The organism is Streptosporangium sp. NPDC003464 (genome assembly GCF_053588315.1).
The window spans coordinates 1-14114 of sequence record NZ_JBSFPS010000110.1 but is presented as its reverse complement, the minus strand read 5'-3'; the positions used below and the strand labels follow the sequence as shown (position 1 = coordinate 14114).

Here is a 14114-nt window from a genome sequence, read left to right as displayed (position 1 = left end):
GTCAGTTGTGTCACCACTAGCCTGATGCGTCCCCGCGTGTGACCTGATGTGCATGATCCAGTACGATGGCACCCCGCTCCACTTGGTGAGACCGTCGCCCGCTGGGGGAAGGATCACCTGTACTGCTGGCATTCGCCGGAGAAAATGGCCGCGAGTTCGGCCTCGGCGATGGTGGCCACCAGCGTGGCGGCCGGCATGGCGTTGACTCCCTCCGGCTCGCGGTAGAGCTGCGTCGCGAGGCCCTCGGTCACCGCCGCGAGCCGTATGGCGGCGGGCCATGGATCCAGGTCCGCCGCGACTTCCCCGCACTCTTTGCCGTTGTGGACGGCGCGAGCGAGGTCGGCACGCAGCGCGCGCGCCGACTCGGTGTCCACCTCGGCCAGTTCGGCCACCTCCAGAGCGCGGCCTGCGAACGTCCTGATCACCCGGAACTCGGCCCGGCGCCGCTCATCGAGAGGGATGAGTTCGGCCAGCGCTTCTGCCAGCACCTGCGATATGGGGCGACGGTGCTCGGCCCCGGTTCGGACATGCTCGTCGATCCTGCCTCTGACCTGCGTGCTGACATAGGAGAAGGCGTGGAGCAGCATGTCGTCTTTGGTACGGAAGTAGTGCTGCACGAGGCCGACGGACATGCCGGCGGTAGCGGCGGTGCGGGCGACGGTGACGGCGTTGAGGCCGTGCCCGGAGATGAGCTCGCAGACGGCCACGGCTATCTGGCGTCGGCGTTCGTCGTGATCAGCTGACCTTGCCACTTGATAACCGTATCACCATACGGTAAAAACCGTATCGCCATATTGTTATTGCTGGTCCCTCGTGAGGATTCCTGTGCCCACTTGCCTACGGCGAATCGCGGCCCTGCTGGCTGCCGTGCTGGCGACTCTGCCGCTCTGCCTGCTCGGCCACCCTCCGTCCGCCTCTGCGCAACCCCGCCTGTACAGCGATATCGACGCCTTCGTCCGGGAGCGCATGCAGGCCACGAACGTCCCCGGCCTCTCCTACGCCGTGGTTGGTCCTGACGGGCCGATCCACCAGCAGTCCTGGGGCGTCGATGGCCGGGGCGACCCCGTGACGGCAAGCACCCCGTTCCTGTGGGGCTCGATCGCCAAGCCGGTCGCCGCAACCGCCGCACTGACCCTCGTCGAGTCGGGCCGGATCGCCTTGAACGACCCGGTCACCACGTACCTGCCGCAGTTCCGGCTCGGCGGCTCCAGGCACGCCTCCGCGGTGACAATCCGCCACCTGCTCGACCACACCTCGGGGATTCCCTCATCGGCCACGGCCAAGGTGACCGACTGCCTCGACGCGGCCTGCACGGGTGCCGCCGAACGCCTCCGCCTGCTGAACGAGGTCGCGCCACTCGGCCCGCCCGGCACGGCCTACGCCTACACCAGCGCCAACTACCTGGTCCTGACGGCCGTGATCGAAGCGGCCACGGGACGCCGCTACGCCGACTACCTCCGCGAGGCGGTGCTCACCCCTGCGGGCATGGACGGCACGATCACCGGTGCAGGCCAGGGCCGTGAGCGTGGCCTCGCCCCCGGGCACCAATTGCTCTGGGGGATCCCCTCGGCGATCGCGAGCGGCGTGGACGACGACGGCGCGGCGTACGGATACCTAGGCGGTGATCTCGGCGACCTGGCCGCCTTCGCGGCCCTGCAACTCCGGGACGCACACGGCGTCCTGTCGCCCGCGTCGATACGGGCCATGCGCCAAAGCGGTACCACCCAGCCCACCGGCAGCGAGACCGGCTATGGCCTGGGCTGGCGCGTCGGCGGCCTGGGCAGTGCGCTGGACGGCACCGTCTGGCACAGCGGAGCCACTCCCGGCTACTCGGGCATGTTGTTCCTCCTGCCCGAGCGCAACCTCGCTCTCGTCCTGCAGCAGAACCTCTACGGGATCGCCCAGGACGCGGCGATCATGCACGTCGGCTTCGGCGCCGCCCGCCTGCTCGCGGGCCAGCGACCCGGCGACGCCCCCTCCGCCACGGTCTACCACCTGGCCCTGGCGACCAGCACGGCGCTGGCCGTCGCACTCATCCTCGCGGCCGGCCGCTCGGCGCTTCTCCTGCGCCGCCCCGCCGCCAAGCCGGTCTCCCGGCTACGTCGCGTCACCACGACGAGCGCGTGGATGGCAGCGGGCCTGCTGCCGTGCGCTGTCGTGGCAGCGATGGCCGCCCAGGTGGGCATAGGGCAGATGCGGACGTGGCTGCCGGACGTGTCGGCCGCTCTGTGCGTCGCCGCCCTCGCCGGCGCCGCCCTGATCCTCCTGCGCCTCACCCTTGCCCGGCGAGACCGGCGGTCGGCACCGGCCGAGCTCAGAGTGTCCGCCCCGGCAGCACCATAGCCCCCTTAAGAGCTGCTTCCCGGATCAGGTTCGGAACCAGATGGCCAGGGCAGCCGGGATGACCGCGCCGAGGAAGAGACAGGCCCGCTTGCCGTAGCGCGTGGCGACGGCCCGAAAGCTCTCACGTCAACCGGAACCGCCGGTCGCGCGGATCTGGCCCTGCACAGCGGCCAGGCGCTGAGCGTGTTAACAGATGAGGCAGGCGAGAGCCGCCTGCGCCGAAGCCAGGGCGCTACACGTCCTCCTCCTGCACCGCGTCCCCGCCGCCGGGCATGTCGGGGACCTCGCCGAGCTGGCGCAGGCCGTCGACCGGGGCGGAGGAGGCGATGGCGTAGCGGCCCAAAACGTTAACGTGGGCGTGGCCGAGCGGGCTGAGCCGGGCAGCGTCCTCATCCTTGACCGGGACGCCCTGAACGCGCGACAGGTCGACGGCGGCCGACAGGTACCTGGAGTTCCACAGCGCGACCGCATTGACGACGAGACCCAACGCGGCAAGCTGATCCTCCTGGCCCTCCCGATAGGCCTTGCGGATGCCACCGTGGCAGATCTTGCGGGCCAGTCGGTGCCGGGACTCCTGGACGGTGAGCTGTTTGTTGAGCTTGCGGCGGTAGGTGTCGTCGATCGGGTCCAGAATGGACAGCAGGTGCAGGGTCTTGTCGATGCGGCCGTACTCGGCGAATGCCTGCCCCAGCGGGGTCGGGCGCCCACCCCGGGCGAACATGCGCAGCAGGTCGTAGGCGCGGACCTGGTTGGTCACCAGCGACCCGGCCACCCGGGTCATGTCCGCCCACTGCGTAACGATCTTCTGCCGGTTGATCTTGTTGCGGGCGATCGCCTCCAGCGGCCCATACGCCGGCGTCGTGCCGTCGGGCAGGTCGGCGCGCCAGAACCTTTGGTCGCCCAGGTCGGCGAAGCGCGGCGCGAACCGGTAGCCGAGCATGGAGAAGATCCCGAACACCATGTCCGAGTCGGAGGCCTGGTCGGTGGTGACGACTTCGGGCTGCGGGCCGGCGTCGATGTTGATCAGGGTGTCCAGGATGTACAGCGAATCACGTGGCGTGCCCGGCACGACCATCTGCCCGATCCCCATCACTTGATCATTGACCGCATTGAGGAGTGTCAGACCGCGTTTGTAGCCGAAGTACTTCGGCGAGGGAGCGGCGTTGATCGTCTGGACCGGGACGACGAAGCGCAGCCCGTCGACCGAGGCCAGCAGCCCGCCGCCCCACAGCTTCACGATCGGCACACCGCGCTGGGCCCGGATCAGGATCGCGTTGGCCGCGGCGTGGGTCTCGGCAGGCACGTAATTCTGGTCGACATGCGAGAGCCGGCCGCGGGTCAGCGCCTCGTCCCCGTCCTTGATCACCGGGGTGAGGCCGACGTTGCAGGCTTCACTGATCAGCAGCGCCACCAGCGATCGGGGCAGGTCGTGCATGCGGGTGGAGATGGCGGCCAGGTGCACGTAGGCATCCAGAAACCCGGCCCAGGAATGCACCTCCAGCAGCAGCTCGGGCAGGTCGATGCGGGGCAGCATCGCCTGGCAGGCCGCGCGCAGCCACTTCAGCGACGCGCTCTCGCCGAGCGCGCCGAGCTTTTCCACCGACAACCGGGCGTGCCCGTCAGCCGGGGTGGCCACCCGCACCAGGGCGTCGTCACCAGCCTCGGCCAGGCGGCCAGCCATCTGCTTCCACGCTGCATCCAGCGCCAGCAGCTTGGCGTCCAAATGCGCATCGACTGGGTCGGTCAGCGACAGTGAGGCCAGCACGTCCTCGCTGATCGCCTCCCACGCCGCCCCGTCCAGCAGATGGGCGCGCGGGTCGGTCCAGCGCAGCACGGCGCGGCGAACACGTCCCGCACCTGCAAAGCGCGAAACAGCCCCTCCAGGACACACACCACATAAGCGTCACGATCCACCGACCCCGCCGGCAGGTCGGGGTTGGCGAAGACCGGCCGCTTCCACGCCGCGCTCACCAGCGAGGCGTCGATCTCCTTCACCGTCAGGGGCTTGCGGGAGACGTGCCGGCGCGCCAGCTCCGGCAAGGCGCGCACCGCGGCCAGCACCCTGCGGCCGCCCGCCGCGGCCCCCAGCGCCTTCGACTCGCCCAGCAGCTTCAGAAACGGGCGGACGGTGTTGTACTTGTCCACCAGCGCGGCGCGCAGCGCCGCCTCCGCCGACCCGTCGTCTTCCGGGACGAGTTCCTCCACCGACTCCAGCGCGGCCAGCACCTGCTCCTTGCTCGCGCCAGCCTGCGCGGCGACCGCCGTCCACAACGCCGCCACATCCAGATCAGCGTTCACCTCAGCCACCAAGTCCAGCTGCTCCACCAGCACCCGGCCCGCCCGCGACAGCAGCTTGGAGGCCTTCTCCAGCTTCGGCAACATCGCCAGCCGCTCACCCGTCGACTTACGCCGCGCCGGCGAGATCAACCGGGTCGCCATCAGCAGCGCGAACAGGTCGAGGGCGTCGTCGATCGCCTCGGCCTCCAACGACCGGGCCACCGCCAGCATCGTGGCCGTCTTGCGCGACTCGTTCAGCCGGGCCAGCAGCGGCGCCTTGGTGCCCGCCCCGTACTTGGCGAGCGTCTTCATCCGCCGCACCGGCACCTTGTCCACCCGTACCCGCACCAGCCGGAACGCCGCGATGTCGTCCACCCGCTTGAGCGCCTTGGCCATCTCCGTGCCCGACTGCCGCTTGGGCGCCTGCCGCAGCCGCTCCAGCTCCGAGATCCGCGCCCCTTCAGGAACCACCAGCAGCCCCGACAACGCCTGCGGCAACCCCGCATCGGCGCGCTCCACCTGACGCGTCACCGTCGCATACAGGCGCTCATCAGCCCGCTCCCGCACCAAGCCGACCAGTCGCTCCAGCACCGTCACCCCCGGCAGCAGCACCCGATGCCGGCGCAGCCACGCCACCGACTGATCGAACAACGCCGTCGGCCCTTCCGCGTGCGTCCACGCGCGGCCGTGCAAGAACGTCAAGAACCGCTTCGACAGCACCCGGCCCTCCCACGACTCCCGGTCGTCGAAGTCGTGGTAGCCGTAGACATCCCGGATCATCCACGCATGCTCATAGACCATCTTCGGCCGCTCGCCGTACCGTTTCACCTGCGAGGGGTCCCCAATGCCTACTGAGGTTGAACTCGTGATGTCGCCGGGTGGCTTAGGTGGGTCTGATTGTCGGGCCGGTCTCGGCGAGGCGGCCGTCTATGACCAGACCGCTGGCCGCCGCTGATTACCTGGTGCGCTCAGTGCGGTCGTCGTACTCTTCGCGGGCGGTGATGACTTCTTCGATGTGCAGCACGGACCACTCCGTGAGCGCCTTCAGCGGTTCCCGTAGCGTCTGGCCGAGCGCGGTCAGCTCATACTCCACGTGCGGCGGCACCTCTGGGTAGACGGTCCGGCTGACCAGCCCGTCGCGTTCGAGGGTGCGCAGCGTCTGGGTGAGCATCTTCTCGCTCACGCCCGCCAGCGCCTGCCGGAGATGACCGAACCGGGAGGTCCCGTTCCGGCCGAGTTCGCCCAGCACGAGGACCGCCCACTTGCTGCCGATCTGGTCGAGCAGGTCCCGCGACGGGCAGCCGCGCTCGTACGGATCGAATGACGGCATGGGCCCGGTCACATTCTCGACAGCAGCCATACGGCTCACCTCAATGCTTTCGCTGCGGTAAGTACCCTACCAAGAAGTGGCTACTCCCCAACAAAGAGTGTCCAGGTCATTCTGTGTTCCACCCCGCGGCGGACGGACCGCGGCAGGCGTGCGAGGCACGCGCGGAAGGAAGGAATGACCATCATGCCGATCGTCGTCACTGGAGCCACCGGCCAGCTGGGCAGGCTCACCGTCGAGGCACTGCTGCGGCGCGGGATCCCGGCCGCGGACATCATCGCGACCGGCCGGGACATCGCCGGGATCAAGGATTTGGCCGACCGAGGCATCACGGTACGCCGCGCCGACTTCGCGGACACGGACGGCCTGGCCGAGGCATTCGCGGGGGCGGACAGGCTGCTGCTGATCTCGGCCTCCGTCCCCGTGGGCGAGCGGGTCGCCAACCACCGCCGCGTGATCGACGCCGCGGCATCCGCAGGCGTGTCGCTAGTGGCGTACACGAGCACGACGCACGCAGACACGGCCACCACCGTCATCGGTGCCACGCACAGCGAGACCGAGGCGTATCTGCGGGACCGCGGAATCCCCAGCGTGCTGCTGCGCAACGGCTGGTACTTGGAGAACTACACCAGCCAACTGCCGCAGATCCTGCAGAACGGCGCGGTCGTCGGCGCCGCAGGCGAGGGGCGGATCAGCGCCGCGTCCCGCGCCGACTACGCCGAGGCCGCAGCGGTCGTCCTCACCGCTGAAGGCCACACCGGCGCCGTGTACGAGCTCGGCGGCGACGAATCCTTCACCCTGACTGAGCTCGCCGCCGCGATCTCCGCTGCGGCCGGAAAGCAGGTTACCTACGCTGACCTCCCGGTGGCCGACTTCGCCCAGGTACTGGACGCCGCAGGCCTACCCGCCGAGCTGGCGGAGGTCCTCGCTGACGCTGACCGCGGTATGAACTGCGGCGAGATGTACACCGACTCTGGCGACTTGCGCCGCCTGATCGGCCGCCCGCCCGTGACCCTGGCCGAGGCACTCGCGGCCGCCCTGCATTACTGAGGTTGAACTCGTGATGTGGCCGGGTTGCTCAGGTGGGTCTGATTGCCAGGCCGGTCTCGGCGAGGCAGCCGTCTATGAGTTCGCTGCGGTACTGGATGTGCCGTAGGCCGCGCCGGATGCGCTGGACGAGGCGTTCAAGGGTACTGAAGGCGACGCTGGAGAGCCAGCCGCGCCGCAGGAGGGACCAGATCCCCTCGACTGGGTTGAGGTCGGGTGCGTAGGGCGGCAGATAGTAGATGGTCAGCCAGTCCCGGGCCTCGGCGAACTTTTGCAGGTCGGCGGCCTTGTGGACGTTGAGGTTGTCCCAGACGAGAACGATCGGGCCACCGAGCTGCTGGTGTGCTGCGATCAACAGGTCCCGGTAGTCGCGCCAGGAGAAGCTCTTGCGCCCATCGCGACGGCCGTCGTCATGGCGGGGCCGGTAGATGAGCCTGGAGCGGCGACCGGGTTTGTAGCAGGTCAGCGCGGCGATGGAGATCCGTCTGCGGGAGCGGCCGCGGACCCGCACCACCGGGGTCCGGCCGCGCTGTGACCAGGTCTTCGCGTGCGGCGGCGTCATGGAGAATCCGGCTTCGTCCTCGAAGACGAGCCAGGCTCCACGGGCCGCCGCGAGCCTTCCGCGCAGGGCCACACCTCCTTGACCCACCCGGCCACCACCCCGTCGTCCCGCTCCATGGCCCGTCGGGCTGGGACCTGCCAGGACCAGCCGTTACGCGCCAGCAGTTTCCGCACGCCCTGGATCGTGTAGGCCATGTGAAAGCGCCGACCGATCACCGTCTTGATCCGCGCCAGTGTCCAGCGCTGGTCCTCCCAGCCGTGCGCGGTCGGCCCCTTGGCAAGCTCCGCCTCCAGCTGCGCGAACTGCTCCTGGCGCAGCCTCGGCAGTGATGCCGGCCCCTGCGACCGCAGGGCCCGCGGACCGCCCTGCTCCCACTTCTGCCGCCACCGTTGTACCGAGCGGACGTTGACGCGCAGGGCCTTGGCGATGACCGAGCTCGCCTCGCTCTGGGCGAACCGCTCGGCCGCCTTGAGCCGTAACTCCTCGCGGAACTGCTGCCGTTCGGCAGTCAGCCCGCCTCCTTGTGGATATCGCATGCTCCGGTGATACCGCACGGACGACGAACCATCAGCCCCTACGACACCACGAGTTCAACCTCAGTAGTGCACGTCGGCCCCGTGCGCGGTGGCGACCTCGGCGAGGCTGCTCAGGCATCGCTCCCTCGTTATCTATAGCTGTCAAGCACGAGACCAGGCAAAGCCCTCGACGTGATGTCTGACACGTAAGGCACGTCCCTTGATCGGGGCACTGTCGATAGCACCTGATCAGCGACTTCTTGGACTTGCGACCAGATCTCTGTGACAGACAGTGAGTTAAGCGAGACGGTTTCGGTATATCCGTTATAGGCAAGCCCGTTGTCCAGCACGGGGGGAAGCGCGAGAGCGCGCCAGGACCGGATGACGGTGTCTTCGACCGTCCGGGCGTGAGCGCCGAGCCCGAAGCGCATGATTTCGATCTTCGTCCATCCATTACGGTTGTGTTCGTAGAGCCGAGAGTTTTTCGGGCTGTCCTCACATATGCCGATCTTGGCGGCAGCAAGGTCGAGCCGCGTCACAAGATAGAGAAGAGCTGGTCGGTCGGGCTTGAACCCGTGATCGGGGCAGATCTCACACGGTCCGCTGCTGAAGCGGCTGTTGAGAACAGGTGCGCATGGGTGGCCTTTTGCGATGCAGCGACCAGGCCACTTGGTCGCGTCATTCTGGTAGGGAACGTCCGGGTCTGGGTTGTAACCCCAGTCCTTGGCGAGCTGGCGAGCCACCTCATCGGCGAACCGCTTCTTTCCGCCGCAGGCCTCGCAACCGCCTTGCCCGCCATTTCTGATGTTGTCCAGGCGCGGGCCTGGATCGCAGACCTGCCAGCAGCGTAGACACCATGATCGCGTTGAGGTTTTCACGTCTATGACTTCCACCATGGGCAGTACGCGCCCTAATCTGATCATCTCTGCCCGACGTTTGTTGGCCCGCTCTCTCTTCCGACAGTGGATGCAGGCCACGTCGCCCTTCTTGGCCAGCATGCGGACCGCACTCAGGTAGGCCGGGAAGGGGTCAGAGTGCCCTTCGCACTTCGGTTTCAGACACCGGACCTGAAACGGGATAGAGGTCCTGCCGGGGTATGGATCAACAGGTTCGGCCCCGGACGCACGAAGCTCCAGGACAACGGCAGCGTGATCGGTGGGGGGACGCTTCACGGCTGCAGCGTGCCATACGGCACCGACAGTCGGCCTGTGCGCTCATCCGCGAACCAGGTTGGGGCCACGTGGCCTCGCCGGTTGAGAAGCTCGTGGTTCACATCCTGATGGTGGGATCCGCGTTCTCCAAGCGAATCATCCTGCGCAGGCTGGTGCGAGCCGCCGCCAGGTCCTCCTCGGTCTCGACCAGCTTCTCCTCCACCTCGGTGTTGTGCCGTCGTAGCGCCTCCCGTTCAGTGGTCAGCGCCTCGTCCTCCCCACGCGTCGGCGAGTGCGTCGGCAGGAACATGGGCACGTCGACGCCGTCGTCGGTGAGCGCGTCGTGTAGGAGCTGCTCGGCGACCTGGGCGTGGCCGTTCGGGGTGAGGAGGCTGGGGATGGGACCGCCGGTCTGGGGTGTTCACGGGTGGATCTGGCCTGGGGCGGAGGAGGGGGCAAGAAGATCATTTCCCGTCATGAAGATGATCGTTTCCCAGCTCCGAATCGATGCCCAGGATCCTGGAGTACAGGACAGCGGCGTAAGGGTTCCTCGATCCGCAGTGTCCTGGCGGTGGGTGCTGCGGCGGCTGGCTCATCGACGTCGAAGTCCTGGCGCGCACATGGCCCGCTCACCACGACAACGTCCACGCCCACGGCACTCTCTTCGTCGCGCCATCGGCTACGGCGCAAGACGGGCGCGGGCAGTCACCCGGTCCACGCCGAGCTCGGTCAGCACGTCAGACGCGGGATCGGTGCGGTCACCGTCCAGGAGCCCGACCAGCAGGTGGACCGCGGTGACCCGGCGCGCGCGGCTGCGCCTAGCCACGACGAGAGCCCGGGACAGGGCGGCCTTCGCACCGGAGGTGAAGGGCATCCGTTTCGAAGGTGCCGAAATCATGGCCCGCTCGACGCCACGCGCATCTACGCCGATTGCGGCAAGGGCGGCATCATCCAAGACAGCGAGCGCGGACCGCGCCGATTCGACGTCCGCCCCGAGTGCCTGTGCCGCCTCTGCTTCATGGAGCACGCCGAGGAGTAGATGTTCTGTGCCAATGCGCCGGTCGCCGCGCCGCCGCGCCTCCGCCGGTGCGTGCGCCACGACCGCGGCCTGGGCGCCAGCCGTGAACCGTTCGAACATCGCAACTCACTTCCCGTGCTTGGCGTGGGCGGACTGGCGCGAGACTCCGAGCGCGTCGCCGATCTGCTCCCAAGACCAGCCTTCAGCTCGAGCGCGGGCTACTGCGGCGGCCTCGACCTGCTCCGCGAGCCGGTGCAGGGCACCGACGGCGCGCAGCCCCACCGCCGGGTCGTGCGACCGCAGTCGCGCGACCAATTCGGGCTCCTCCATGACTGTCAGTTTGGATTGACAAGCGGCACTTGTCAACCCAAACTGACAGGCCTCAAATACTCGAGGAGGGCTCAATGTCCAAGGCCACGTTCATCTGCGGCATCGCCGCCGGTCCGCTGTTCGTACTCAGCTTCCTGATGCAGGGCGCCGTTCGGAACGGCTACGATCCGCTGCGCCATCCGGTCAGTTCCCTCGCCCTCGGCGACCATGGCTGGGTGCAGAGCGCCACATTCCTCGTCGCCGGCGCGTTGACCACCGTCTTCGCCGTCGGGCTCCGACGGAATCTGCACCCAGGGCCCGGCAGGCTATGGGGCCCAATGCTCGTGGGCGTGTGGGCGCTCGGCCTCGTCGGCGCCGGCCTGTTCACCACGGACCCGGTGAGTGGATACCCGGCTGGCAGCCCGGATCTGCTGCCCGCCTACGGCAGCACCCAGGCGGCCCTGCACGACGCCGTGTCGCTGGTCGCCTTCGTCGCGATCCTGGGGGCCTGCATCGTGTTCGCTCGCCGGTTCGCCTCCGAGAACCGGCAGGGCTGGGCGCTGTACTCGACCGCGACCGCCATCGTCGTCCTCGGCGCCCTCGGACTCTCGAACGCGGCCTTCGCCCAATCGCCGAACCTCGTGGCCTTCGGCGGCCTGTTCCAGCGAATCATGATCGTTGCAGCCTGGTCATGGCTGACCCTGCTCGCCCGGGACATATATGGCAACAATGAGCGATCAAGGCTGAGCGCCCGGATCCGTTAGCCGATCGCGCATCGGACATCGGGCTGGACGAACCGGAGATGACGCCGACCAGCATCGGGGTTGAGGAACCGGCGCACAGCCGGCCCGTTATGCGCACGGTCCGCCCCAGATGCCCCGCCACCGGCACTACCCGCTCTACGCCCACCTTCGGCGACGCGCCAGCGGCGGCATCCGGGAGACGTTGGACCTTGGATCCGCCATCCCTACGACGGGCGCGTGCAGACTGGCTGCCCGCTCTCCCCTCCAGCCCGTGAAGGCGGAGCGCCATATGCAGGTGTTGATCTTGATTGCGGTAGTGACTGCCAGAACTTCCCTGCTTACAGTGTGGAGTTGTTGGACCACATGGCGTGAAGCGGATCGGATGGGCGCGTCTGCGCTCTTTCGTGGAGGGCGACGTGACGTCACTGTTGGAACGTTTGGCCCAGGCCGAGGCGGCTGCCACCGAGAAAGCGGCCGAGCTGCGTGAGCAACTGGCCGCTGCGGAGGAACAGCTCCGGCGCCTGTCCATCACCCGCGAGACGCTGCGGGCATTGTCGGCCCAGAACGAGCAGGTGGCGGGATCGGGCGAGTCAGGCGCCGAGGAACCAGTCGAGGCGGGCAAGAGGCATGAGCCGGACGGCCCAGCCGGGCCTTCAGGCGGGACTGCGGCGTTGCCGGAGTTGCGCGGGGTTCGCCGGCAGACGGTGGCGTTGCTGGCCACGGCACAGCGGCCGATGCGGGTCCGGGATGTGGTGGTGGCGCTGGGCCAGCCGGACGACCGGGGGAAGGTGGAGTCGATGCGGTCGCGGTTGCTGCGGCTGGCCGCCGATGGATGGCTGACCCGCTGCGAGGGCGGCACCTACGCGATCGCCTCGGGCGTGAACGGCAACGCCCCAGCCTGGGAGGGAAGTGAGCCGATAGCTCCGTGAGTGACTGAAGCGGGGTGCCGCCGAGATTAGGCCCTCGGCGGCACCCGAGGTTGCGTGAGCACCCCCCAGGTTCTAGTGCTTCGTTCCTTAAAGTAGGTAGATAAAACGGCGGCGGCGTTGACGAGGCTCGGGAGCCGGACGACCCCAGATCCAGGGGCACGCGCGAGCGTTGAGCTGGGCCGTCGCCACGGTGGTGGCGTAGGTGATCTCTTCGGGATCGGCGAAGGTCTGCCCGGCCAAGGCCTGGCGGCGCCCGGCGGTAGGGGCGCCCGATGGACGGCCCACTCCACTGCGGTCGCCGCCAGCCCGAGCACGTCCGCGCCGAGCACGAGGGCGACGGGCGGCCCGCCCGGCGTGCCCTCAGTGATGGCCGGGTCCTTCTCTGCGGCAGCCTGTTCGGCCTTGTCCAGGATCGCGACCAGCTCGTCGATGGGCGGCGGATCTTCCACCGCGACGATTACCCGTTTGAGTGGGAGGTTGACGCGCGCCCACCGCACGGAGGGATGGACGGACAGGGCCGACTCGACGGCGTCCGTCAGCTGCTCGGGGACCGGGCAGCGAAGTTGGAGGTGGACCCGGCCGGGATACGTCCACGTTTCCCTTCGCACGCCGGCCATCTCGGCGAGGGTCGAGGCAGCCCACCCCGGCACCTCCGAGGCCTTGCCCGCGGCCCACTTGAGCGGCGCGGCCACGAGATCCTGTCCCGGCAGCCTGGGCAATGCCGGCAGCGACAAAACGAATGCCATATCGGCCTCGTACCCCTCTGAGAAGGTTTACGCATGGTAAGGCGGTCGTTGGGGCCTTGGTGAGGACAGGAGCCCCCAAGCGTCACGGGAGTCTTCTCCCGAAGATCTCGCCATGGCCGCTGACCGGGGCATTGCCCCTTTGACGCCTTACCTTGCCCGCCGCCCGGGTAGGGGTCGGCTACACGCCTGGCGGTGTCGCCAGGCAAGCATGCGAGGGGGAGCGCCGATGGATCCGGCCCGCCAGGAGACCGGTGAGGTCACCGGAACCAAGGACGCCAACTACAACCTGATCTGGTTCGTCGAGCAGTGCCTGAGCAACGCGCTCCGGCTGGAGGCCTACATCGCCGATGCCGAACGGGCTGGCGATGCCGAACTGGCCGACCTGTTCCGACGCGCTCAGGACACGAGCCGTAAAGGCGCCGAGCAGGGCAAGCAGTATCTACGTCAGCGGCTGACCGGCTGAGGCTTCCTCGGGCGTCGTAGGTGCCCTGCCCCCACCGCCACGGGCTGCCCCAGCACGGTATGGCCCGGCTCACTCATGACAGGACCGCGGCCGCACTGCCAGCTGTTAGACGGTGACTCATTTGGTGAGTCGGCGGTAGCAAATGAGAGCCGCGGCGATGGCCACGAAGGACGCGAAGTGGTCGGCCCGGCGTTCGTAGCGCCGGTGTAAGCGGCGGCAGCCGGCCAGCCAGGAGACGGTGCGCTCGACCACCCAGCGGTGGCGTCCCAGCCGCCGGCTGGACGCGATCCCGCGGCGGGCGATCCGCGGGATGATGCCCCGGCCGCGCAGGAAAGCCCGCAGATGGGGATCGTCATAGCCCTTGTCGCCGTGGAGTCTGCCCGGCAGGCGACGTCGTGGCCCGCGGCGGGAACGGATCGGCGGAATCGACCGCACCAGCGGCTCCAGACCCAGACGGTCATGGACGTTGGCGGCGCTGATCGCGACAGCGAGGGGCAGACCGGTCCGCTCGGTGATGAGGTGGATCTACGACCCCTTCTTGCCGCGATCGAGCCGATTCGGAGCTGTCAGCTCCCCCCTTTCGCGGCGCGAACGCTGACGGAGTCGATCGCGCATCGCGACCAGTCCACAGGGTCCGCGCGGGTGGTTTCGGCGGTGCCGGAGGCTCGGCCACCTCCTCGGCGG

At 68.5% G+C, this 14114-nt stretch carries 15 protein-coding genes and 1 pseudogene; 5 read left to right on the top strand and 11 right to left on the bottom strand.

Annotated features, from left to right (window positions below; genetic code table 11):
- Positions 1 to 113: 113 nt before the first annotated feature.
- Complete coding sequence (locus tag ACWDS7_RS23960; RefSeq protein ID WP_451931099.1) at positions 114 to 707, bottom strand: TetR/AcrR family transcriptional regulator; 594 nt, start codon at positions 705 to 707, stop codon at positions 114 to 116.
- A 160-nt stretch (positions 708 to 867) separates the two neighbouring features.
- On the opposite strand from ACWDS7_RS23960, the gene ACWDS7_RS23955 reads away from it, so the two are divergent.
- Positions 868 to 2343 carry a serine hydrolase domain-containing protein gene (locus ACWDS7_RS23955; RefSeq protein ID WP_451931083.1) on the top strand — a complete coding sequence of 492 codons (1476 nt, stop codon included), beginning with the start codon at positions 868 to 870 and terminating at the stop codon, positions 2341 to 2343.
- 232 nt (positions 2344 to 2575) lie between these two features.
- Here the strand turns inward: ACWDS7_RS23955 and ACWDS7_RS23950 are convergent, their stop codons facing one another.
- The 3 genes from ACWDS7_RS23950 to ACWDS7_RS23940 all read right to left on the bottom strand — a co-directional run bounded on the left by ACWDS7_RS23950 (position 2576) and on the right by ACWDS7_RS23940 (position 5950).
- A complete protein-coding gene (locus ACWDS7_RS23950; protein WP_451931082.1) occupies positions 2576 to 4177 on the bottom strand; it encodes a transposase in 1602 nt (533 codons plus the stop codon).
- Complete coding sequence (locus ACWDS7_RS23945) at positions 4087 to 5448, bottom strand: DUF4158 domain-containing protein (protein WP_451931081.1); 1362 nt, start codon at positions 5446 to 5448, stop codon at positions 4087 to 4089. The genes ACWDS7_RS23950 and ACWDS7_RS23945 overlap by 91 nt, the downstream gene beginning before the upstream one ends.
- Before the next feature lie 127 nt (positions 5449 to 5575).
- Positions 5576 to 5950 carry a winged helix-turn-helix transcriptional regulator gene (locus tag ACWDS7_RS23940; protein ID WP_202609808.1) on the bottom strand — a complete coding sequence of 125 codons (375 nt, stop codon included), beginning with the start codon at positions 5948 to 5950 and terminating at the stop codon, positions 5576 to 5578.
- A 183-nt stretch (positions 5951 to 6133) separates the two neighbouring features.
- On the opposite strand from ACWDS7_RS23940, the gene ACWDS7_RS23935 reads away from it, so the two are divergent.
- On the top strand, positions 6134 to 6997 hold the full coding sequence (locus ACWDS7_RS23935) for an SDR family oxidoreductase (protein ID WP_451931080.1): 864 nt from the start codon (positions 6134 to 6136) through the stop codon (positions 6995 to 6997).
- A gap of 28 nt (positions 6998 to 7025) precedes the next feature.
- On the opposite strand, the gene ACWDS7_RS23930 is transcribed toward ACWDS7_RS23935, so the two are convergent.
- The 6 genes from ACWDS7_RS23930 to ACWDS7_RS23905 form a co-directional block, all read right to left on the bottom strand.
- Positions 7026 to 7628 (bottom strand): IS630 family transposase, encoded by a 603-nt coding sequence (locus tag ACWDS7_RS23930; protein WP_451931079.1) that lies wholly within the window; start codon positions 7626 to 7628, stop codon positions 7026 to 7028.
- Positions 7553 to 8092: a winged helix-turn-helix domain-containing protein gene (locus tag ACWDS7_RS23925; protein ID WP_451931078.1), complete on the bottom strand. Its 540-nt coding sequence runs from the start codon at positions 8090 to 8092 to the stop codon at positions 7553 to 7555. Before ACWDS7_RS23925 ends, ACWDS7_RS23930 begins: the two co-directional genes overlap by 76 nt.
- A gap of 128 nt (positions 8093 to 8220) precedes the next feature.
- The gene (locus tag ACWDS7_RS23920; protein ID WP_451931077.1) at positions 8221 to 9069 is read right to left on the bottom strand and encodes a hypothetical protein; all 849 of its coding nucleotides are present in this window, start codon (positions 9067 to 9069) and stop codon (positions 8221 to 8223) included.
- A gap of 271 nt (positions 9070 to 9340) precedes the next feature.
- Complete coding sequence (locus tag ACWDS7_RS23915) at positions 9341 to 9538, bottom strand: hypothetical protein (protein ID WP_451931076.1); 198 nt, start codon at positions 9536 to 9538, stop codon at positions 9341 to 9343.
- A 363-nt stretch (positions 9539 to 9901) separates the two neighbouring features.
- Positions 9902 to 10360, bottom strand: coding sequence for a Clp protease N-terminal domain-containing protein (locus ACWDS7_RS23910; protein WP_449919334.1), 459 nt, complete (start codon positions 10358 to 10360; stop codon positions 9902 to 9904).
- A 6-nt stretch (positions 10361 to 10366) separates the two neighbouring features.
- Positions 10367 to 10570, bottom strand: a complete 204-nt coding sequence (locus ACWDS7_RS23905; protein WP_326634848.1) for a helix-turn-helix domain-containing protein — start codon at positions 10568 to 10570, stop codon at positions 10367 to 10369.
- A 74-nt stretch (positions 10571 to 10644) separates the two neighbouring features.
- Here ACWDS7_RS23905 and ACWDS7_RS23900 point away from each other — a divergent pair, with 74 nt between their 5' ends.
- The 3 genes from ACWDS7_RS23900 (at position 10645) to ACWDS7_RS23890 (ending at position 13430) form a co-directional block, all read left to right on the top strand.
- Positions 10645 to 11313 carry a DUF998 domain-containing protein gene (locus ACWDS7_RS23900; RefSeq protein WP_451931075.1) on the top strand — a complete coding sequence of 223 codons (669 nt, stop codon included), beginning with the start codon at positions 10645 to 10647 and terminating at the stop codon, positions 11311 to 11313.
- 347 nt (positions 11314 to 11660) lie between these two features.
- Positions 11661 to 12221, top strand: a complete 561-nt coding sequence (locus tag ACWDS7_RS23895) for a hypothetical protein (RefSeq protein WP_451931074.1) — start codon at positions 11661 to 11663, stop codon at positions 12219 to 12221.
- A gap of 972 nt (positions 12222 to 13193) precedes the next feature.
- A complete protein-coding gene (locus tag ACWDS7_RS23890; protein ID WP_451931073.1) occupies positions 13194 to 13430 on the top strand; it encodes a hypothetical protein in 237 nt (78 codons plus the stop codon).
- A 117-nt stretch (positions 13431 to 13547) separates the two neighbouring features.
- Here ACWDS7_RS23890 and ACWDS7_RS23885 read toward each other — a convergent pair.
- A pseudogene (locus ACWDS7_RS23885) lies at positions 13548 to 14114 on the bottom strand (IS5 family transposase); the annotation flags it as partial.

Excerpts from the sequence above, each read along its gene's own strand:
- ACWDS7_RS23940 (WP_202609808.1), bottom strand. The coding sequence starts at position 5,950 with ATGCCGTCATTCGATCCGTACGAGCGCGGCTGCCCGTCGCGGGACCTG.
- ACWDS7_RS23925 (WP_451931078.1), bottom strand. The coding sequence starts at position 8,092 with ATGCGATATCCACAAGGAGGCGGGCTGACTGCCGAACGGCAGCAGTTC.
- ACWDS7_RS23910 (WP_449919334.1), bottom strand. The coding sequence starts at position 10,360 with ATGTTCGAACGGTTCACGGCTGGCGCCCAGGCCGCGGTCGTGGCGCAC.
- ACWDS7_RS23905 (WP_326634848.1), bottom strand. The coding sequence starts at position 10,570 with ATGGAGGAGCCCGAATTGGTCGCGCGACTGCGGTCGCACGACCCGGCG.
- ACWDS7_RS23900 (WP_451931075.1), top strand. The coding sequence starts at position 10,645 with ATGTCCAAGGCCACGTTCATCTGCGGCATCGCCGCCGGTCCGCTGTTC.
- ACWDS7_RS23890 (WP_451931073.1), top strand. The coding sequence starts at position 13,194 with ATGGATCCGGCCCGCCAGGAGACCGGTGAGGTCACCGGAACCAAGGAC.
- ACWDS7_RS23935 (WP_451931080.1), top strand. The coding sequence starts at position 6,134 with ATGCCGATCGTCGTCACTGGAGCCACCGGCCAGCTGGGCAGGCTCACC.
- ACWDS7_RS23920 (WP_451931077.1), bottom strand. The coding sequence starts at position 9,069 with ATGCTGGCCAAGAAGGGCGACGTGGCCTGCATCCACTGTCGGAAGAGA.